This window comes from Candidatus Rubrimentiphilum sp., assembly GCA_035710515.1.
Lineage (GTDB): Bacteria > Vulcanimicrobiota > Vulcanimicrobiia > Vulcanimicrobiales > Vulcanimicrobiaceae > Rubrimentiphilum.
On record DASTDE010000001.1, the window covers coordinates 163021 to 182930 of the forward strand.

A 19910-nucleotide genomic window follows, 5' to 3' on the forward strand; every position below is an offset into this window, starting at 1 on the left:
AACCTGCACAGGGCAAGCGTAGTAGGTGATCGAGTGATTCAGAGTACCGCGAGTCCTACGAACTGGCGTCGCATCGCCATTGTTGCCGGCGTTCTCATCCTTTTTGCGCTGGCGCTGTGGTTTGCCGCACGGATTCCCAAGACGATCACGATCTTCGTCATTGCGGCGTTCCTCGCGTCCGCAGTTCACCCAATCTCCAAGAAACTCGAGCAGCGGCGGGTTCCGCGCCCGCTCGCCATTACGATCGTCTTTACGGTGCTGCTGGTGGTCGTAGTCGTCGGCATCGTCGTCGTCATGCCGATGTTGTTCGCGCAATCGCAGGTGCTGCTCAACAGCACGCCGGGTTACATTCAACAGGCTGAAAAGTGGACCATCGATCTGCAAGCGATGGTCAAACAGCGCTTTCCGAGTGTAAATATTCCGACCCAGGTGTTCAACGTGCAGCAATTTAGCGTCGACAAGGTGACGGCTATATTTACCACGGGGCTAGCTTCGGTCGGAGCGATGGCCCTCAACGTTGCCACGGCCGCGTTCATCGCTATCTCCGCTTTAATCTTATCGGTCTTCATGCTGCTCAACCAGAACCAGTTGGCGCAAGGATTTGCAGCGCTCTTTCCGACCCGGCGGCGCCAGACCGCGCTGACTCTAGCGAGCCAGGCGGCGCACGTTTTTGGCAGCTACATCTCCGGCGAAGTGATCGTCTGCACCATCACCGGCGTCGTCATCGCTGCGATAACGGCGATCTTCGGTTTCAAGTTCGCGCTGCTCTTCGGGTTGATCTGCGCCATCTCGTACGCGGTGCCGATCGTCGGCATGATCGCCGCGCATCTCGCGGGTCTTGTTCTGGCCGCACCGCAGGGCGTCGGCATGATCGTCTGGGTTGAAGTCGTGACGTTCATCGTCGCGCGCATCAGCGACAATGTTCTCGTGCCGAAGATCATGGGCGAGAGCATCGGCGTCTCGCCTATCGGCGTCATGTTTGCGGTCTTTGCCGGCGGCGAGCTCTTTGGGCTGCCGGGTTTGATACTTGGAATTCCGGCTGCCGCGCTCCTCAAGCTTATCTGGGGATACTTCATCGGTCCGTGGCTGCACGCGCAGATCGAGTTCGCCGATCTGGCCACGCCGTTGCCCGCAGCTTCCCCGCCGCCGCCTCCGACTTGACGAAGCAATTCGTTTCTGAGCCGCTGCGCGCACTAAGCGAATCGTTTGATGCGGGAGCGATGGTTCAGGGCGAGCCCGGCCTGCCTTCGGCCTTTGAGTGGCGCGCCGAGACGCTGGAAATAAAAGCCGTTCTCAAGGTGTGGCGTTCGACCAAAGAAGATCGCGGCGATAATTATCTGGCCCGGCACTGGTATGAAATAGAAACAACCGACGGCCGGCACTGCACGATCTATTTCGATCGCCAAGCCAAAGCAGGCAAACACCGCTGGTGGCTCTACACTGTGTCTCCTGACGCTTTGTCATCCTGAGGTATCGGGTTGTCATCCTGAGGTATCGGGTTGTCATGGTGAGGTATCGAACCACCCCGAGGTAACGAGGGGCCTCACATACTGTCCGGCGCACTCACCCCGATCAAACTCAGCACCCGCGCCAGCACCGTTTGCGTTGCGATGCATAGGCTCAGACGCGCAATGCGTTCGTCGCGATCCTCGGTGAGGATCTTGCACTCCGTATAAAACTGGTGAAAGTCTGAAGCAACGTCCCGCGCATACCGCGTTAGCCGGTGGGGCGCGAGCTGCTCGGCGACGTTGCGCGCGAGACGCGGCAGCTCCGCGATGCGGCGCGCGAGCGCCAGTTCGGCCGAATGCGTGAGCGTCGCGAGCGAACCGCCCGCTCGCGCGGCCGTCACGTCCGCGGCATCCGCGTTTCTGAAGACCGACGCGATGCGCGCGTGACCATATTGCACGTAGTACACCGGATTCTCGTTGCTGGCTTCCTTTGCGAGCTTCAGGTCGAAGGTCAGCGGCGACTCCGGCGCGGGCAACACGAAGAAGAAACGCGCGGCATCCAGTCCGACTTCGTCCAGAATGTCGTCGAGCGTAACGATTTGGCCCGCGCGCTTGCTCATGCTCACCTGCTCGTCGCCGCGCATCAGCGTGATCTGCTGCGCGATGAGCGCGTCGAGGCGGTCGCGGCTGTACCCAAGCGCCTCGGCTAAACCTTTGAGCCTACCGATGTATCCGTGGTGATCCGGCCCCAAGATGTCGATGACGCGATCGGAGCGCTGCAACTTGTCGTAATGGTAAGCCACGTCCGTGCAGAAATAGGTCGGCCGGCCGTCGCTGCGGACGAGCACGCGATCCTTGTCGTCGCCGAATTGCGTCGCGCGAAAATAAATGGCGCCGTCCTGTTCGTAGGTGACCTTGTCGTCGATGAGGCGCTGCAAGCCGGCTTGCACGCGGCCCGTGTCGTGCAGTTCTTTCTCACTCTGCCAGCGATCGAAGTGCACGCCGAAACGCGCGATCGTTTCCTGCTGCTCCGCGACGAGCGTGTCGCGCCCGCTTTGCGAGAAGTAGGGAAGCCACGCGCCTTCGGGCTCGTTAATCCAGCGTTTTCCGTCGGCGTCCGCGATGGCGCGTGCGACCGGCACAAGGTACTCGCCGGGATAACCCTCGTCCGGAAACGGAAACGCCGGATCGAAGATCTGGCGGTAGCGCGCGTATAGCGATCGGCCGAGCGTCTCAAGCTGCCCGCCGGCATCGTTGATGATCCATTCGGTGAAGACGTCGTAGCCGCAAAACTTCATCGTGTTGGCGAGCGTCGCGCCGATGCTGCACGTACGTCCCTGCACGACGACGAGCGGGCCGGTCGGATTGGCGCTTCCGAACTCGAGCGAGATGCGAACGTTCTGTGGCGTGCTTTGGCCGAAGTCCGACCCTTCGCGCACGATTTGCGCGACCGCCGCCTGCCAGATCTCCGGCTGGAACCGAACGTTGATGAATCCGGCTGTAGCCGATATTTCGGCGAAGAGTTCGCCGAGCTTGGGCGCTCGCGTCTGCAAGTCGGCGATGAGCGCAGTTGCGACTTGCTGCGGCGCGCTGCGGGCGACGCGCGCCAACGAAAACGCGGCATTCGTCGAAAAATCTCCGAACTCGGGACGGCGCGGCGCTTCGAAGCTAATGTCGGTTCCGGGCGCGTCGGTATAACGCGCGGTAATGACCTCGCTCAAGGCGCTGGAGAAAATCGAAAGCGCGGCGTCCGGAAGGACCGGACCCCCGTCAGTGATGGTACGGCTCACTACGCGCGATCTTCGCCGCCCGGTAGAGCTGTTCCAGCACGAGCATGCGCGCCCACTCGTGCAAAAACGTCAGCTTGGAAAGCGACCAGACGAAACCGGCGCGATCGCGCACGGCTTTAGATGCTCCGAAGGTTCCGGCGACGACCAGCGTCAGATGGTTTGAGTCGCGCTCGAGTCCGACGATTCTCTTGCTGAGCGCTTCGCTGGTTAATTCGGTCCCTGTCCGATCGAGCAGCCAGAGCGAGCCTTTGCCGAGCGCGCGCAGAATGCGCTCGCCTTCCTCGCCGATCGCCTTTTCCGGATCGGAACCGCTCGAAGACCGCACTTCCACGATCTCCAGCCGGTGATAGGCCGCGAGGCGCTTTTGAAATTCCCGGCAGATCGCCGCGACCGCTGGGTCGCGAAGCTTGCCGACCGCGACGACGCGCAGATGCATGGGCGGGGGTTCGCAACGCGGCTCGACGGCTCCGTGTTAAAAGCTGTCATGCAGCAGCTGGCCTTGTTCGGAGCGGGCGAGCGCGTTTTCGCCGATGACGAGAGCGGGACGTTTGCGTATTACCCGGCGCTTCTCGACGCGGCCGAGAGCCGGCGTCTCTTCGAGCACCTGTCGCAAAGCTTGACGTGGAGTCAGGACTCGATGTGGATGTACGACCACACCGTCGCCGTTCCGCGTCTGCACGCGCATTTTGCCGAAGGCGAATCTCTGCCGGAGCACGTGGAAGAGGCCCGCGCGCGTGTCGAGCGCCGCCTGAACGACCGCTTCAATTCGGTGCACTTGCAATACTATCGCGACGCCAATGACAGCGTCTCGTGGCATAGCGACCACACCGAAGATTTAATCGACCAGGGCATGGTCGCGATCGTGAGTCTGGGCGCAGTGCGCGAGATGCGCGTGCGTAGCAAGTCGCGGCCGCGGCGCACGTTTACGTGCCTGCTCGAGCCGGGCAGTCTTTTCGTCATGGCCGGGCGCGCGCAAGAGTTTTGGGAGCACCACATTCCAAAGCTGCGGCAGCCGGTCACGCCGCGCATCAGTATCACTTTCCGGCAGAAGCGATAGCGTAGCGCAAGCCGGCGCGTGATTCGATCCGGCCCTCCAGCTCCAAAATTGAAAGCGCCGACAACAGCGGTGCCGCATTTTCACCCGACTGCAAGCACAATTCATCGAGTGTCGTTTCGCCGGCTTTTAAAATGCGCAGGATCTTGGCTTGCAGCGGGTTATCGGGTTCTGCGCATTGCGGGAGCGGCGCGAGTGGCAGTTTCACCAAATGCAGATCGTCGAGCACGTCTTGCGCATTGCGTGCGAGCGTGACGCCGTCGCGAATCAGTGCGTGGCAGCCGGCGACGTGCCGCCGATCGACGTCGCCCGGCACGGCGAAGACCGGAATTCGGCCCGCCGCCCAACCCGCTGTATTGAGCGCGCCGCTGCGCGCGGGCGCTTCAATAACCACGACGGCATCGGCAAGTGCGGCCACCACTCCGTTGCGTTGCAAGAACTGACTCGGAAACGCGGGATGGTCCGGCGGAAACGGCGAGAGCACGCCGCCGCCTGCTGCCAGCATGCGTTCCGCAAGTTGCTGATTGCGCTTCGGAAAGAAGTGATGATGGCCACCGCCGAGCACGCCGATCGTGATCGCCTTTGCATCGAGCGCGCCTTCATGCGCGGCTGCGTCAATGCCCAGAGCGAGTCCGGAGATGATGCAGCACCCTGCGCCGCCGAGTTCGCTCGCAAAATGCTTGGCGGTCGCGCGTCCGTAGGCCGATGCGGCGCGCGTGCCGACAATTGCAATCGTCGGCCGGCGCAATCCGTCGAGTTCGCCGGTAACCCAGAGCCCTTCGAAGATGGCTGCCAGCGATCGCTCCGGGCGCAACGCTTCGAAATCCGGACGGGGCCGCCAGAGTGGATTCTCCATACCGCCCCTTCACGCGCGAGGGGGCCGGCGGAAAGGGTGGTCCTGCCGCCCAGGGGCAATTCCCTCGTCGTCACGAGGGGGAAAGTCGGGTACGCTTGGGAATAGGGGGGCCAACCCGGCAGGCTTCCCATAGCCGGCGAAGGTTTTGAGAGGAATCGAACGTGGCAGCTGAAGCGTACTGTGTGAAATGCAAGACCAAACGTGAAATGAAAGACGCCGTTCAGATCACCATGAAGAACGGCCGCCCGGCGACTGAGGGCAAGTGCCCGGTCTGCGGGACGAAGATGTTCAAGATCGGGGCATCGAGCTAACCGAGCCTCGAGCACGAACCCAACCGGCGAGCATTGCTCGCCGGTTTTTCTTTGCCACCCACTAGGGACATTAAGGTCGCGCTTTGCACCGCAACCGATAGTGGCTTATAATGGGGTGACCCACAATATGTTGGGTCGTCCCGTGAGGGCTTGCCGCTGATCTGTCCTACTTGCCGGAAAAACGAAACGCGCGTCGTCGACTCCCGCGACGACGAGAGCGTGGTTCGGCGCCGGCGTGAATGTCTGGACCCGCGCTGCAAACACCGCTTTACCACCTACGAGCGGATGGAAGCGCCGCGCCTTTTCGTGGTCAAGAAAGACTCGCGCCGCGAGCAGTTCAGCCGCGAAAAGATTTTGGCCGGCCTGCGGCGCGCGTGTGAAAAGCGCCCCGTCTCCGAGGCGCAGATGGAAGCCGTGGCTGCGGCCCTCGAGCGCGATCTCTTCGCGCGCGGCGAGAGCGAAGTTCCCGCGACGCTGATCGGCGAGAAGCTCATGGACGCGTTGCGCACGCTCGACAAGGTGGCGTACATCCGCTTCGCCAGCGTCTATCGCCAGTTTCGCGACGTCGAAAGCTTTCAGGAAGAGTTGGCATCGCTGCTTGCTAAATGAGCGACCATGGCTTCGGTCACGGTCGCTCTCAAGAGATTACCTGAAGGCGAAGGACTCCCACTTCCACAGTACATGAGCGACCGAGCCGCGGGCGCGGATCTCTGCGCCGCGGTGCACGAGGAGCTGACGTTGCTTCCAGGTGCTCGCGCTCTTATTCCAACCGGCTTTGCAATCGCGCTTCCCGACGGATATGAAGGTCAGGTCCGTCCGCGCAGCGGCCTGGCCATGCGTCACGGTGTGACCTGTTTGAATTCGCCCGGCACGATCGATTCCGATTACCGCGGTCCGGTCTGCGTGGTGCTCGCGAATCTTGGGACTGAACCATTTGTCGTGCGCCGTGGCGATCGAATCGCGCAGCTGGTCGTTGCGCCGGTCGCGCAAGCGCGCTTCGATCTTATCGAAGAGTTGCCGGAGACCGCACGCGCCGCCGCCGGCTTCGGCAGCACCGGATGAAAGTCTATATCGTCGGCGCCGGGGCCGTCGGCACATACCTCGGCGATCTGCTGCAGAGCGTGAACGTTGAGGTGACCTATGCGCCGCGCGATTTGGCGGCGGTGACGCCGGTCGACGCCGACGTTGCGATTGTCGCCGTAAAAGCATATGACACCGACGGTGCGATCGAGACGTTGCGCAAGGCGATCGCTTATCCGCAGAAGTGCGTCTTCGTCAGCCCGCAAAACGGGATCGGCAATGAGGAGAAGTTGGCTGCGGCGTTCGGTGAAGACAACGTCGTCGCGGCGGCGCTCACCGTTCCCGTCGATCGCGACCGGGCAAACGGTCATGGCCGGGCGATGAAAGAGGGCGGGCTCGCATTCGCGCCGCTGGGAAAGAACGCGTATAATTGGCTCCCCGCGGCCTTCGCCAGCACCGGGCTCAAAGTGCAAGTCGTTGCGGACTGGCGCGCGTTAAAGTGGTCCAAGCTCGCGCTGAACATCGTCGCCAATGCGAGTTGCGCGATCCTCAACGTGCTGCCGAACCGGCTCGTTCATTACGACGAAATCTTCACGCTGGAGATCCGCGCGATTCGCGAAGTGCGCGCAGTCATGCACGCCATGAACATCTCGCCGATCGATCTCCCGCGTTACCCGGTGCGCGCGATGCAGGGCATCGCCACGCTGCCGAGCCCGGTCTCGCGCAAACTGCTTTCGAGCCGGGTGGCCGGCGCCCGTGGAACCAAACCGCCCTCGCTGCTACTCGATCTGCGCGCGGGGAAGGCGCAGACGGAGGTTGACTTTTTGAACGGTGCCGTCGCGGTAGCGGGCCGCGAACACGGCGTGCGCACACCGGTGAACGCAGTCTATTCGCGCGTGCTGGAAGATATCGCGCACATGCCGCAGCTGTGGGCCAAATACCGGGAGCACCCGGACACGCTGGCGGCTGAAGTCGCGGCTGAAGTGAAGCGCGTGCGCGCGCTCGCCCGAACCTGATGCGCCATCCGGACGTTCCCGAATCGCTGGAAGGCTGGTGGATTCTCCACCGCATGTTCGCGTTCGACCGGCGCGGCTGGGCGCTCGTCCCACCGGACGAACAAGAACGCATCGCCGGCGAAGCGACCGATTTTTTCGCCAGCCTCAAGGACGGCAGCGGCGATCTGGGGCTGGCGCAGATCCTCGGGCACAAAGCCGACCTCATGCTCACGCACTATGCGAAAACCTACGACGGGTTAGCCGAAGTGCAAACTGACGTCGATCAGTTGGAACTGCGCGCCTACATCGAACCACGCGACTCGTATGTCTCGGTGCTCGAACTCGGGCTGTACGATGCGACCGCCAAGATTCATGCGACTCTCCAAGAGCGCGATCTGAAGCCGCATTCGGCCGAATGGAACGCCGCCTTCGACGAACTGCTCGTGGAGCAAGAGAAGAACCCCCGCAACGCCGAGCGCCTCTGGGCCCCGATCCCGCCGCGGCGCTACGTCTGCTTCTATCCGATGGACAAGAAGCGCGCGCAGGGCGAAAACTGGTACACCTTGCCGTATGCCGAGCGAGCCAAGATGATGGTCGACCACGGCAAAATCGGCCGCACGTTCCACGGGTTGGTGACGCAGGTTATCTCGGGATCCGTCGGCTTCGACGACTTCGAATGGGGCGTTGACTTGTACGCCGACGATCCGCTCGTTTTTAAGAAGCTCATTTACGAAATGCGTTTTGACGAAGTCAGCGCACGTTACGCAGTGTTCGGTTCGTTTTGGAGCGGATTACAGTTCTCGATTGCGGGCCTGCCGCGTTTTCTGGCCGGCGACGTCCCCGCGCTCAAAGAAAAGGTTGACGATTAAATGGCGGTTGTCGAGCTCACGGCCTACATCGACGTCCTCTCATCCTGGTGCTACGTCGGCGATCTGGCGTTGCAGAAAATCGAAAAGAAGTACGGCGATCGCCTCCGCGTCGAATGGAAGATCGCTCAGCTCTTCGATTTCGGGCCATTGCCGTACACGCGCGATCAGCTGACTTGGTATTATGCGCGCACCGCAAAGATAAGTGGCGTGCAGATGAATGCAGCTTGGGTCGACACGCCCGAGGCAACGACGCTTCATGCGAACGTGGCGGCGGAAGCTGCGCGCACGCTTGGCGTGACTGATATGAGCTTGGTGCGGGCGCTCAATTATGCGAACGTCATCGAAGGCAAGCCGCTCGGGCGCCGTGAGCCGGCACTCGATGAAGCCGCGCGCCTGTCAGGTTTGGATCGTGCTGAGCTCGATCGGGTCATGCGCGATCCGGCGACGACGGAACGCATCAAACGCACGACGGCTGAGTTTGAAAACCTTCATTTGCCGCAACGACCCTCGTATATCGTGCGAAATCCAACCGGCGATCTCGCGATGCTCTCGGGAATTTATACATTTGAATCCTTGGATGCCGTAATAGGCGAGATGCTGCATGCCTCCGAGATCACCGAGCAGGTCGGCCCCGAACCGGCGTGACTTTGCTGGCGGGATTCGCTCAAGCGGCAATGGCTGGGATTATCGCTTTCCAGTCAATTCAATTGACAGTTTCACGAAAGCCTTTGCACCCAATCGAGAAGCTATTTGACAATTTGACCGCTTGCAACGGGCGATCGCTTTTTAAAGACATCGACAAGTACCCACAAGCAAACCTCCGGAACGCCTGGCGTCGGCATGTGTGGGACAGCCCGCAATACTGGGAAGCTGGAGCTGCCGATTTCCTTCACGCGAATCCGAACGACGGGCAGTATGAAGTTTTTCGAGGGCAGTACGATCCGGTCCGACGCGTGGTCGTTGTGAAGCACGACATGTATGAGGACGCAGAAGTCGTCGTCGCAGCGGCGCGGCTGTACAGTCTTCCCAGCGCTGACCTATCAGCGGCGATTCCGATCAAGGGCCTTTGGATTGGTGAGCCGCAGGCGCAGGTCGAGCATGTGCTCGGCCGCGGCTATCGCAACGACCATTGCGGCAAGCCTCAGTACTACTACAGTTCTGTCACCGATGTTTTGGTGCTGACCTACGAATCCGGGAAGCTCACACGTTTCTTCGGCGGGTTTTACACGGATTAGCAGCTCAATGAGTCTTGCGATGCGGGAGGCCGGCGAAGAAGACGTTCGGTTTATCGCGAGCCTCTTTAAGCTGCCGCATGCGCGCGAATTCCTTAACGAGCCGGGCCGCGATGCGATTTTGGGTTTGATCGAAGATCCGCAAAGCGAAGCGTTCATTGTTGAGGCCGATGGTAAGGATTTCGGCTACTTTACGATGCACGATCGCGGCTGGCTGGTAGAACTCGGCGTGCTAGTCGTAACGAACACAGGACTTGGCGCCGGGCCGTTCGCGATGCGCTGGGGTGTGCAAGAGGCGTTCAAGCGCGGCGCGCACCGTATTTCCATTGAAATCCGTGAAGACAACGATCGTGCTCGCGCGATGTGCGAGCGGCTCGGTTTTAGAGCCGAAGGACTCCACCGCGACGGCTTCCGCGATGCCGTGACAGGCGAATACAAGAATTTGATCCCATATGGTTTGCTCCGGACGGACCTGCGACCGGTCACTTGACTCACTGCTGCGATGGTTGTATTATACAACTGTTGTGGTTGACAACTTAAACCGTTCCCGGCGGGCGGACCCGGTTGCAGACTTCCAAGACTCGATGATAGGCATCATCCGGGCTCTGGGTCTGCACAAACCTGACACGACGCCGTGCGGTCAGCCGCTATCAGTCGGCGAAGCCCAGGCGCTCCTCGAGATCGCACGCGAGCCCGGAATCTCGCAAAACGGTTTGGCACAACGTCTGGATCTCGACAAGAGTACCGTGAGCCGTTTGGTGGGCATGTTGGAGCGGCGTTCGTGGATCGAGCGCGTGCGCGACCGCAACGATTCGCGTTTTTATCACCTGCGCTTGACCGCCGCAGGCACAAAGGCGAATGCAAATCTTGCATCGTCGCGCCGCGCGAAGTTCGAGCGCATCTTTCAAGCGATTCCGCGCTCGCAGCGCACGGCCGTGGCGGCTTCGCTTTCCGCCCTTGTGGAGGCTATCGATGAATCTTAAAATCACCGCCGCCGTGCTACTAGCCGTATTCGCCGCGGCGCCCGCACTCGCGCAGACTCGCCAGCAGACGATCCGCGAACGAAGCACGCACGTCATGCCGTTTTCGATGGATGCAACGATGCACCGGTTCGAACCAACGCAAACCGGCGGCGTGATGACCGTAATCGTGCACGACGGCGACGCATCCCAAGTTGCGCTCGTCCGCGCGCACCTTCAAAAAGAAGCGGCGGCGTTTGCGCGCGGAGACTATGGTGACCCGGCCTACATCCACGGCAAGAGTATGCCGGGACTCGCGACCCTGAGTGCGGGTGCGAAGCGTATCCGCGTTCGCTACGGGATTCTCGAAGACGGTGCGACGGTTACGTTTCGCACAAGCGATCCAAGGCTGATTGCTGCACTGCACAGGTGGTTCGCGGCCCAGGTTTCCGATCACGGCCACGACGCCAGCATGTAAAAGAGCCCCACCACGAATGGTGAGGCTCCTTCTCGAGCTGGTTGTTTCCTAGAAGTGGAAGTTTACGCCGAACCGGACGAGCGACGCGCTCAGACCCGCCGAGTGCGTGAAAACGTTCGTCGGAAACGCAATCGGCGGTGTAAACGCCGTCAAGTTCGTGCTCGTGGACGACAAAGTGCCGAAGTTGGCGAAGAGGTATTCACCTTTTAACGTCACCTTCGGATTGATCTTGTCTTCCGCGCCGAAGCCGAAGACCGAACCGGACCGCGTCGCATTATATCCGCCGTTTTCATGCGCGGTCGCGAACGTGTCGGTAAACACGGCCGTGTAATTGACCGTAGCCGACGCGACGCCGCCCGTTATGTAGGCAAGATAGTGTCCGTTCGCGATTCCAAGCCTTGCCCGTCCCGTAAACAGTCCCGTGGTCGAGACGGTTTGAGTTATGGTGAACGTGTTGTTGGGAGGCGGGCAGCAAGGATAGAAATTCGTGGCGGTCTTGGTGCCGGAAAGGTTCATCGTATTGTAGTCTGCTTCAAGCCCGAAAACGAAGTGACTGAATTGGAAATTGTATCCGGCCTGCACGCCGCCGGTAAAGCCGGTGGCCGTTACTGGTTGCTGGCCGATTTGGCCGATGGCCACCGGGCTTGAATTAGCAAAGTAGCCCGTCGGGCTAAAGGTTGTCGTCGTGGAAGGGTTGGAGTGAATCTGAGCTCCGCCGACGGTTGCGCCCACGTAGAAGCCCTTGAAATCGTCGGTGGCTTGCGCGTACGCTCTTCCGCTCAAACCGAGCAGCAAGACGCATACCGCAATAAGAATCCTCGAGAGAGACATAAGCACCTCACGTAGGTAGTGTTAAAACCGCCCTTCTCCGGGTGAGGCTCTTTTCTCTCTTTTGGCAGTTGCGGCCGGGAGCCCCGAGCTCCCGGCCGCAGACCGATTTATGCTACGGGCAGGCTACGACGCGCCCGATTTGATTGGTTGCATTTTCAGCAAACCACATGGCGCAGTCGGGTCCTGCAACTATTCCGAATGGCGAAGAACTGGCCGTCGGAGTTGAAATCTCGCTCACCGCGCCGCCAAGGGAGATACGCCCTATCTTACTGACGCCGGGCTCGGTGAACCACAATGCTCCGTCGGGTCCCGGCGCGATTATGAAGGGCGAAGCGCCCGTGGAGATGCCGGCCGAGAATTCGGTGATCGAGCCGCTCGTCGTAATCCGCCCAATCTTTCCGACCGCTTCGGTAAACCAGAGTGCGCCGTCCAGACCTTGCGTGATGAATCTCGGAGCGCTCGTAAGTCCCGTGGAGAACTCGGTGATAACGCCGGCGGTCGTTATCCGTCCGATCTTCACTCCGTTGGCCTCTGTGAACCAGAGTGCGCCATCGGGACCGGCCGTGATTCCTTCCGGAGTCGCGCCGGCTGTTGGGATCGTGAATTCCGTGAAGGCGCCAGCCGTCGTGACGCGCCCGATCTTCGCAGTGGCATTGATGTTGAACTCAGTAAACCAGAGCGCACCGTCGGCACCAAGCGCGATCGAAAACGGCGCCGCGTTGGCCGTTGGGACGGTGAACTCCGTCACGGCTCCCGCCGGTGTTAGTCGCGCGATCTTGCTTGCGCTGCCTTCCGTCACCCAGAGATTACCGTCCAAACCGGTTACTATGCCGAAGAGTCCGGCACTCGGAGTGATCACCGGAAACTCGTTCGTAAGCACCCCAAGCGTCGTCATGCGGCCGACCTTGTTTGAGCCTGACTCGGTGAACCAAAGCGAGCTGTCGGGTCCGAGTGTGATCGAGATTGGTGCGGAGCCGCCGGCAAATTCGGTCATCGTGCCTTTTGCGACGGCCGTTCCCGGAATGGGGGCGACGGTGTTACCGTTGCACGCGGCCAGTGTAGCTAGTGTAAGGGTGACCAAGAGTGCCTTCGCTCTAGGGAGCGTCAGGAGTGGCGTCATGGGCGAACCTCCAAGGTTGGCAGCAAAAAGTAGGAACGCTAAGTTGCCTTCATACCCGTAGGCAACCTGCCTTAACGATGCCTTAATTGGTCTCGCTAGGCCGCGGTAGCGAGGCGCTCCAGGCTTCGATAGTGCACGGCTTCCGCCACGTGTTCGGCAAGGATCTCGTCGCAGTCCGCCAGGTCGGCGACTGTGCGGGCGGCGCGCGCGATGCGATCCAGCGCGCGGGCTGAGAACTGCTTGCGCGCGCTGGCATGGGCCAAAAGTTGCATCGCGCTCGAATCGAGCCGGCAATACGCGCGCGTTCTATTGGCCGGAATATCCGCGTTGCACGTGAGCGCCGTACCCGCAAAACGGGCAGCCTGCCGTTCGCGTGCGGCAAGCACGCGTCCACGAATTGCCGACGAGCGTTCCGCGCCTTCGCCGCGCACCATGTCGTCGAACGGTACGCGGCTTACCTCAATCTGCAGGTCGATGCGATCGAGCAGGGGACCGGAAAGTTTTGAAACGTACCTCGCGACGGCGGCGTCGTCGCAGCGGCACTCCGCGCTGCGCGTTCCCCGGTATCCGCACGGACACGGATTCATGGAGGCGACCAGCATGAAGCGCGCAGGATAGGTGAACGTTCCGGACGCGCGCGCGATCGTAACGGTTCCCTCTTCGATCGGCTGGCGCATCACTTCAATCGCGCCGCGCGCAAACTCGGGAAGCTCGTCCAGAAAAAGTACGCCGTGATGCGCCAGACTGATCTCACCGGGCTTTACGACGCTGCCGCCACCGACGAGCGCGGTCTGGCTGATGGTGTGATGCGGGAAACGGAACGGCCGGGCGCGCACGATGCCGGGCCGCGATCCGAGTAGACCGGCAACGCTGTACACTTTGGTTACCTCGAGCGCTTCGAGCGGCGTCATCGGTGGAAGAATCGAGGGCAATCGCCGCGCGAGCATCGTCTTACCGCAGCCCGGCGGTCCGAGTAACAGCAGATTGTGTCCGCCGGCCGCGGCGATCTCCATCGCGCGCTTGGCGGCGAGTTGCCCTTTTACGTCGCTAAAATCGCCGTACAGCACTTCGTCGAGCGGCGATAGTGCCGGCGTGACCGTGCGAGTGCGCCACTTTGCGCCGTGACCGGAGATCGCGGCGAACGCGTTTTGCATCGAGTCGACCGCGTACAGTTCGATATCTTCCACGAGCGCCGCTTCCTCGGCATTAGCGCGCGGGACGATGAGTTTGGTGAATCCGGCGTTGCGCGCGCCGAGCACCATCGGCAGAATTCCATGCACCGGGCGCAGCGATCCGTCGAGTGCGAGCTCGCCGAGCGCGACGAAGTTTTGCAACGCGAGCCGGTCGATCTGCTCGTCGATCGCGAGCAATGCCAACGCGATGGAAAGATCGAAGGCCGGCCCCTCCTTGCGCACGTCCGCGGGCGAGAGGTTGATGAGCAGCCGTCCCGCCGGATACGCGAAACCGGAGTTAAAGATCGCGCTGCGCACGCGTTCGCGCGCCTCGTTGAGCGCGCGGTCCGGCAGGCCGATGATCGCGAGCCCGGGTGAGCCGGGCGAACTATCAGCTTCGACGCGCACGACGTAGCCGTCGATGCCGAGCATCGCGGCGGAAAACGCAAGTGAAAGCACCTATGCCTATCACGCGCTAGGCGGAGGTTCGCTAGGGGCGCCTGCGAAGGTCCGGCTAGATGAGGCTCAGCACCGCCGATCTCCTGACCATCGCCGCGTTCTTTGCGATCAATCTGGGGATCGGACTGTACTACGCCCGCCGCGGGAGCAAGAGTCTTAGCGACTTCTTCCTATCGGGGCGAAGCGTTCCGTGGTGGCTCGCCGGCACGTCGATGGTTGCCACGACGTTTGCGGCCGACACTCCGCTGGTCGTTACGAAACTCGTTGCCGACAACGGTATTGCCGGCAACTGGCTGTGGTGGAGCATGGCGGGGTCCGGAATCCTCACGGTGTTTTTCTTTGCCGCGCTCTGGCGCCGGTCCGGAGTTTTGACGGACGTCGAGTTTATCGAGCTGCGCTATTCGGGCAAACCGGCCGCCGCGCTGCGCGGCGTGCGCGCCGTCTATCAAGGCTTGATCGTCAACACGATCATCATGGGTTGGGTGAACCTCGCGATTGCGAAGATCATGCTGGTCGTTCTTGGGATTCCGAAATGGGAAGCAATTCTCGTTTGCCTGGTCCTGACCGCATTATACGTTTCGATCGGCGGACTGTGGAGCGTCCTGGTTACCGACGTCCTTCAATTCATCGTGAAGATGTCGATGATAATCGCGCTCGCCATTGCAGCGGTCGCGGCGGTCGGCGGTATCGGCGCGCTGAAAGCCAAGCTCGCGATTTATGACTTGCATCACCACATCGCCGGCGGCGGTTCGCATCTCGATTTCTTTCCGACAAGCAATGCGGCATATATGCCACTGCTCACCTTCCTCGTGTACGTCTCCGTAGCGTGGTGGGCGTCGTCGTATCCCGGCTCCGAGCCGGGCGGCGGAGGCTACATCGCGCAGCGTATCTTTTCATCGAAAGACGAGAAGAACGCGATCCTCGCGACGCTGTTCTTCAACGTTGCGCATTACGCGCTGCGTCCTTGGCCGTGGATCCTCGTTGCGCTCGCGTCGCTAATTCTCTATCCGGGCGGTGTGCTGAGTCCGGATACGCATAAGGTTGACTTCGAACTCAACTACGTGCGGACGATGGTGGATTATTTGCCGGTGTCGCTGCGCGGGTTGATGCTCGCCGGCTTCCTGAGCGCGTACATGTCCACCATCGGGACGCAGCTCAATCTCGGCGCGTCGTATATGACCAACGACCTGTATCGCCGCTTCTTCAGGCCGAATGAAAGCCAACAACACTACGTAACCGTTTCGCGCATTGCAACTATTCTGGCAATGCTCATCGCGCTCGGTGCAACGTTCTACATGACTTCGATCACCGACGCGTGGAAATATCTCATCACCTTCACCGCGGGCGTCGGCCTGGTCATGATCCTTCGCTGGTACTGGTGGCGGGTCAATGCGTGGACGGAAATCTCGGCGCTGCTCGCCTCAGGCATCACGGCGACGACGCTGCAATTCGTTCACGTTGTTCCGCCCGACGATCCGAATGCCGTTGCGATCAATCTGCTCATCACTGTCGCCGTCACAACTGTCGTATGGATTGTCGTGACGATGGCCACCAAGCCCGAACCGATGGACGTGCTGACGCGATTCTACGAACGGGTCCGGCCGAATCCGCTCGGCTGGGGCGCGGTCGCCGCATCGAGCCTGGCCAAAGACGAGCGGCAGCTGGTGGTGTCGGCACTGGACTGGCTGGCGGGATGCGCCCTGGTCTACTTTTCGCTGTTTGGCATCGGCCGTCTGGCGCTCGGCCAAATCGGCTGGGGGATAGCGCTGCTTGTCTTGGCGGCCGGATGCCTGACGTTCATCCTGTGGGACCTGAGGCGGCGCAACTGGGAGACGCTCGCGTTACCCACCGTTTCTCCACAGCGCTCACAGGGGGGCTAGCGCCTCGCGGATATAACCCCCAGGCGATGAAGAAATTCGGCTTGGCGACCCTGGCGGCGATGGCAGTTCTGCTCCCCGCCTGTTCCTCGAACTCCAGCACCACGACCACAACGAACGCCGGCGCGAAGACGATCGGCGTCTCGATCCAAGATCTCGAAGCGCAGTTTTACCAACAGATGGAAGCCGGGATGAAATCCGAGGCTGCCAAGTACGGCTACAAGATTACGTTCGTGGACGCCAGCCGCGACAGCTCGCGGCAACAGTCGCAAGTCGAAGATTTTATCTCGCGCAAGGTCGATGCAATCGTATTGACGCCTTACGACTCGCAAGCCATCGGTAGCGCGATCGTCGCCGCGAACGACGCGAAGATCCCTGTCTTCACCGCCGACATTGCCAACGCGAGCACACAAGGCGTCGTGATCTCGCACGTCGCCTCCAACAACGTGCAAGGCGGTCAACAGGCAGGCATGTTAATGTGCACGGCGCTGCATGGTTCGGGTACGGTCGCGATCATCGACGAACCGGAAGTCACAAGCGTGCAGGACCGCGTCAAAGGGTTCCGTCTAGCGCTGCAACAAAAATGCCCGAACGTAAAAGTTGTCGCCGACGTTGATTCCGGCGGCACGCGCACGAAAGCCAACGCCGACACCGGCGACATTTTGCAGCGTTACAAGGATCTTAAAGGCATCTTCGGGATCAACGACGATTCAGCGCTGGGCGCGGTCGCAGCCATTCAAGCTGCCGGCGTAACAGGTATCGCCGTCGTCGGCTATGATGCTTCGCCCGAAGCGCAGACGGCGATCAAGAACGGTTCGATGATAGGCGATGCGATTCAGCATCCCGACGTGATCGGCTCCAAGACCATTGACGTCATTCACGATTATTTCTTGGGCAAGAAGGTTCCGGCGCGCATCGACGTTCCGGTCGGAACCTACACAAAGGCCAACGCGAAATAGCCCAAGCCGCTAGTCCGCTCCTCCAAATGCGCGGCATCGGGAAATCATTTCCCGGCGTTCGCGCGCTCGAAGACGTTTCGCTCGATCTGCGGGCCGGCGAGGTGCACGCGCTCGTCGGCGAAAACGGTGCGGGCAAGTCTACGCTGATGAAGATCCTGGCGGGCGCGTACGCAGCGGACACCGGCGAAATTGCCGTCGACGGAAAGACCGTAACGATTGGCTCGCCGCGCGCGGCCGAGAATCTCGGCATCGGTATGATCTATCAGGAGTTCACATTGGTGCCGGCACTTAACGCCGTCGATAATATCGTTCTCGGAAACGAACCCACCAATCGCGGACTATTGGACGAAAATACGGCGCGCAAGCGCGCCGAAGCGGTGTTCGCGCGGCTCGGCGTCGACATGCCGCTGAATATCGAAGCGTCTCTGCTCCGCGTGGCACAACAGCAGCTGATCGAGATTGCCAAAGTGCTTTCGCGCAACGCCCGAATCATCGTGATGGACGAGCCGACGGCCGCGCTGACCGACCGCGAAATAACCAAGCTCTTCGAAGTGATCCGCACGCTAAAAGCGGGCGGTGCGGGAATCATTTACATTTCGCACCGGCTCGAAGAATTGCCCGACATCGCGGATCGCGTGACGGTACTGCGCGACGGCCGCATCATTGAAACGCGCGCCGCCAAAGACTTTCCGCCCGACGAAATCATCCACGCGATGGTCGGCAGGCGGCTGGAGTCGCATTTTCCCGGGCTGCCGCCCGTTGCGCCGGACGCGCCTGTGGTGCTGGCGGTTCGCGATCTGACGCGTCCGCCGGCGGTGAACGGCATTTCGTTCGAGGTGCGTCAAGGCGAGATCGTTGGGCTTGCGGGCCTGGTAGGCGCCGGACGCACGGAGATCGTGCGCGCGATTGCGGGAGCTGATGTTCCGAAGAGCGGGGCTGTTGAAGTGCAAGGCAGCGTCGTCCATATTCGTTCGCCGCACGACGGAATCGCAGCCGGCTTCGCGTTTATCACGGAGGATCGCAAGTCTCAAGGACTCGTCCTTGGGATGACCGTCCGAGAAAACGTGACCCTCGCCCACCTCTCGCAGTTCGTCGAGCGCGATCAATTGATCGATCGCCGAAAAGAAGTAGCGACCACGCAGGAATTTATCAAGCAGCTCGACATTCGCACGCCGGGCTCGGAACAAGTGGTGCAAAATCTCTCCGGCGGCAACCAGCAGAAAGTCGTGCTCGCCAAGTGGCTGATTGGGAATGCAAAGGTGTTTCTCTTCGACGAACCAACCCGCGGGATCGATGTCGGAGCCAAGGCCGAGATCTACAATCTCATGATCAAGCTTGCGAACGGAGGTGCCGGCATCGTGATGGTCAGCAGCGAGTTGCCGGAGGTGCTCGGCATGTCGCATCGGGTTCTGGTGATTCGCGGCGGGCGCGTCGCTCGCGAATTCGATCGCGCACAAGCCACACCGGACGCGGTCATCGCGGCGGCGACTGGAACCGCGGCATGAAGCCGGAGGTGCGCAACTACTGGCTGCGTGTCGGAGGAGCGATTGTCGTCCTGGTCGTCGTCGCTCTAATCATTAACTTCGCAGCGCACGGCTCGTTTCTCGATAAGGGCAACATCGTACGCGTCCTGCGTCAGATCACGTACAACTTCATCATGGGAGTGGGCGAGACGTTCGTCATCATCACGGCGGGCATCGACCTTTCGATAGGCTCGCTGATATCGCTGACCGGCGTCGTCATGGCGCTATTTGCAAACGCAAGCGGTTTGCACGGCTTCCCACTGATTGTCTTAACGCTTCTTGTTGGACTAGCGGTCGGCGGCGCGGCCGGTTTTGTGAACGCGGTGCCGGTTGTGAAGCTCAACCTGCCGCCGTTTATCACAACGCTTGCGATGATGCAGATCGCGCTTGGGCTCTCGTATATTATATCGGGCGGTTTACCGGTCCACGTCAATAGTACGGACTTCCAGCACACCGGCTACGGCGGGTTCCTAGGGACGAAACTCCCAGTGCCCGTGATCTGGATGATCGTGGTACTGATCCTCAGTTCGCTGCTGCTGATGCGCACGCGTTTCGGGCGCTACGTGTTTGCGATCGGCGGAAACGAAGAAGCCGCGCGGCTGGCCGGCATTAGCGTGGGGCGCGTGAAGACTGCCGTATATGTCATAAGCGGCATGTGCGCCGGCACGGTAGGCTTCTTGTGGATGGCGCTGTTTCAGTCGGGATCGCCCCAAACCGGAACCGGAAACGAAATGCTCAACGCGATCGCGGCAGTCGTAGTTGGCGGTACCAGCCTTATGGGTGGCCGCGGCGCGATTGTAGGGACATTGTTGGGCGCCTTGCTGATCGGGTTCTTGGATAACGCCATGAATTTGCTGCAAGTGAACTCGTATCTGCAATTTGTCGTGCTCGGCGTCGTCATTCTTTTGGCCGTCGTCCTCGAAGAGCTGCGCAAGAGGTACTTTCGACGAGCCTAAA

General features: G+C 60.9%; 23 protein-coding genes. 17 read left to right on the top strand and 6 right to left on the bottom strand.

Going from position 1 to position 19910, the window contains the following annotated elements:
- Positions 1 to 33: 33 nt before the first annotated feature.
- Both VFO29_00850 and VFO29_00855 read left to right on the top strand, forming a co-directional pair.
- On the top strand, positions 34 to 1161 hold the full coding sequence (locus tag VFO29_00850; GenBank protein ID HET9392056.1) for an AI-2E family transporter: 1128 nt from the start codon (positions 34 to 36) through the stop codon (positions 1159 to 1161).
- Positions 1158 to 1469 carry a DUF6504 family protein gene (locus VFO29_00855; GenBank protein HET9392057.1) on the top strand — a complete coding sequence of 104 codons (312 nt, stop codon included), beginning with the start codon at positions 1158 to 1160 and terminating at the stop codon, positions 1467 to 1469. Before VFO29_00850 ends, VFO29_00855 begins: the two co-directional genes overlap by 4 nt.
- 74 nt (positions 1470 to 1543) lie before the next feature.
- Here VFO29_00855 and argS read toward each other — a convergent pair whose 3' ends face one another.
- Together argS and VFO29_00865 are read right to left on the bottom strand one after the other, a co-directional pair.
- Positions 1544 to 3238, bottom strand: coding sequence for an arginine--tRNA ligase (argS, locus tag VFO29_00860; protein HET9392058.1), 1695 nt, complete (start codon positions 3236 to 3238; stop codon positions 1544 to 1546).
- On the bottom strand, positions 3219 to 3674 hold the full coding sequence (locus VFO29_00865) for a 23S rRNA (pseudouridine(1915)-N(3))-methyltransferase RlmH (protein ID HET9392059.1): 456 nt from the start codon (positions 3672 to 3674) through the stop codon (positions 3219 to 3221). Before VFO29_00865 ends, argS begins: the two co-directional genes overlap by 20 nt.
- A gap of 48 nt (positions 3675 to 3722) precedes the next feature.
- Here VFO29_00865 and VFO29_00870 point away from each other — a divergent pair, with 48 nt between their 5' ends.
- Positions 3723 to 4295 (top strand): alpha-ketoglutarate-dependent dioxygenase AlkB, encoded by a 573-nt coding sequence (locus VFO29_00870; GenBank protein ID HET9392060.1) that lies wholly within the window; start codon positions 3723 to 3725, stop codon positions 4293 to 4295.
- Here the strand turns inward: VFO29_00870 and VFO29_00875 are convergent.
- Positions 4273 to 5148 carry a DNA-processing protein DprA gene (locus tag VFO29_00875; GenBank protein ID HET9392061.1) on the bottom strand — a complete coding sequence of 292 codons (876 nt, stop codon included), beginning with the start codon at positions 5146 to 5148 and terminating at the stop codon, positions 4273 to 4275. The two genes, VFO29_00870 and VFO29_00875, sit on opposite strands and share 23 nt — an antisense overlap.
- Before the next feature lie 182 nt (positions 5149 to 5330).
- On the opposite strand from VFO29_00875, the gene VFO29_00880 reads away from it, so the two are divergent.
- From VFO29_00880 to VFO29_00925, 10 genes are all read left to right on the top strand, one after another.
- A complete protein-coding gene (locus tag VFO29_00880; GenBank protein HET9392062.1) occupies positions 5331 to 5459 on the top strand; it encodes a DUF5679 domain-containing protein in 129 nt (42 codons plus the stop codon).
- Positions 5460 to 5609: 150 nt separating this feature from the next.
- A complete protein-coding gene (gene nrdR / locus VFO29_00885; protein HET9392063.1) occupies positions 5610 to 6068 on the top strand; it encodes a transcriptional regulator NrdR in 459 nt (152 codons plus the stop codon).
- A gap of 6 nt (positions 6069 to 6074) precedes the next feature.
- Entirely contained in the window at positions 6075 to 6521 is a 447-nt protein-coding gene (dut, locus tag VFO29_00890) for a dUTP diphosphatase (GenBank protein HET9392064.1), read from the top strand.
- On the top strand, positions 6518 to 7495 hold the full coding sequence (locus tag VFO29_00895) for a ketopantoate reductase C-terminal domain-containing protein (protein HET9392065.1): 978 nt from the start codon (positions 6518 to 6520) through the stop codon (positions 7493 to 7495). The genes dut and VFO29_00895 overlap by 4 nt, the downstream gene beginning before the upstream one ends.
- Positions 7495 to 8343, top strand: a complete 849-nt coding sequence (hemQ, locus tag VFO29_00900; GenBank protein HET9392066.1) for a hydrogen peroxide-dependent heme synthase — start codon at positions 7495 to 7497, stop codon at positions 8341 to 8343. Before VFO29_00895 ends, hemQ begins: the two co-directional genes overlap by 1 nt.
- The gene (locus VFO29_00905) at positions 8344 to 8988 is read left to right on the top strand and encodes a DsbA family protein (GenBank protein HET9392067.1); all 645 of its coding nucleotides are present in this window, start codon (positions 8344 to 8346) and stop codon (positions 8986 to 8988) included. It abuts the gene before it with no gap.
- 2 nt (positions 8989 to 8990) lie between these two features.
- Positions 8991 to 9578, top strand: coding sequence for a hypothetical protein (locus VFO29_00910; GenBank protein HET9392068.1), 588 nt, complete (start codon positions 8991 to 8993; stop codon positions 9576 to 9578).
- Between the two features lie 19 nt (positions 9579 to 9597).
- Positions 9598 to 10065 (top strand): GNAT family protein, encoded by a 468-nt coding sequence (locus VFO29_00915; protein HET9392069.1) that lies wholly within the window; start codon positions 9598 to 9600, stop codon positions 10063 to 10065.
- Positions 10066 to 10159: 94 nt separating this feature from the next.
- Positions 10160 to 10558: a MarR family winged helix-turn-helix transcriptional regulator gene (locus VFO29_00920; GenBank protein HET9392070.1), complete on the top strand. Its 399-nt coding sequence runs from the start codon at positions 10160 to 10162 to the stop codon at positions 10556 to 10558.
- Positions 10548 to 11012, top strand: coding sequence for a hypothetical protein (locus tag VFO29_00925; protein HET9392071.1), 465 nt, complete (start codon positions 10548 to 10550; stop codon positions 11010 to 11012). Before VFO29_00920 ends, VFO29_00925 begins: the two co-directional genes overlap by 11 nt.
- A 48-nt stretch (positions 11013 to 11060) precedes the next feature.
- Here VFO29_00925 and VFO29_00930 read toward each other — a convergent pair whose 3' ends face one another.
- The 3 genes from VFO29_00930 to VFO29_00940 form a co-directional block, all read right to left on the bottom strand.
- Positions 11061 to 11843: an outer membrane beta-barrel protein gene (locus tag VFO29_00930; GenBank protein HET9392072.1), complete on the bottom strand. Its 783-nt coding sequence runs from the start codon at positions 11841 to 11843 to the stop codon at positions 11061 to 11063.
- Positions 11844 to 11955: 112 nt separating this feature from the next.
- On the bottom strand, positions 11956 to 12963 hold the full coding sequence (locus tag VFO29_00935; GenBank protein HET9392073.1) for a hypothetical protein: 1008 nt from the start codon (positions 12961 to 12963) through the stop codon (positions 11956 to 11958).
- A 95-nt stretch (positions 12964 to 13058) separates the two neighbouring features.
- Entirely contained in the window at positions 13059 to 14594 is a 1536-nt protein-coding gene (locus VFO29_00940; protein ID HET9392074.1) for a YifB family Mg chelatase-like AAA ATPase, read from the bottom strand.
- 59 nt (positions 14595 to 14653) lie between these two features.
- Here VFO29_00940 and VFO29_00945 point away from each other — a divergent pair, with 59 nt between their 5' ends.
- Genes VFO29_00945 through VFO29_00960 form a run of 4 tightly spaced genes read left to right on the top strand, consistent with a single transcriptional unit; the run spans position 14654 to position 19909 of the window.
- On the top strand, positions 14654 to 16474 hold the full coding sequence (locus VFO29_00945) for a sodium:solute symporter family protein (GenBank protein HET9392075.1): 1821 nt from the start codon (positions 14654 to 14656) through the stop codon (positions 16472 to 16474).
- Positions 16475 to 16500: 26 nt separating this feature from the next.
- Positions 16501 to 17430, top strand: coding sequence for a substrate-binding domain-containing protein (locus tag VFO29_00950; protein HET9392076.1), 930 nt, complete (start codon positions 16501 to 16503; stop codon positions 17428 to 17430).
- A 26-nt stretch (positions 17431 to 17456) separates the two neighbouring features.
- Entirely contained in the window at positions 17457 to 18935 is a 1479-nt protein-coding gene (locus VFO29_00955; GenBank protein ID HET9392077.1) for a sugar ABC transporter ATP-binding protein, read from the top strand.
- Complete coding sequence (locus tag VFO29_00960; GenBank protein HET9392078.1) at positions 18932 to 19909, top strand: ABC transporter permease; 978 nt, start codon at positions 18932 to 18934, stop codon at positions 19907 to 19909. Before VFO29_00955 ends, VFO29_00960 begins: the two co-directional genes overlap by 4 nt.
- Position 19910 lies beyond the last annotated feature (1 nt).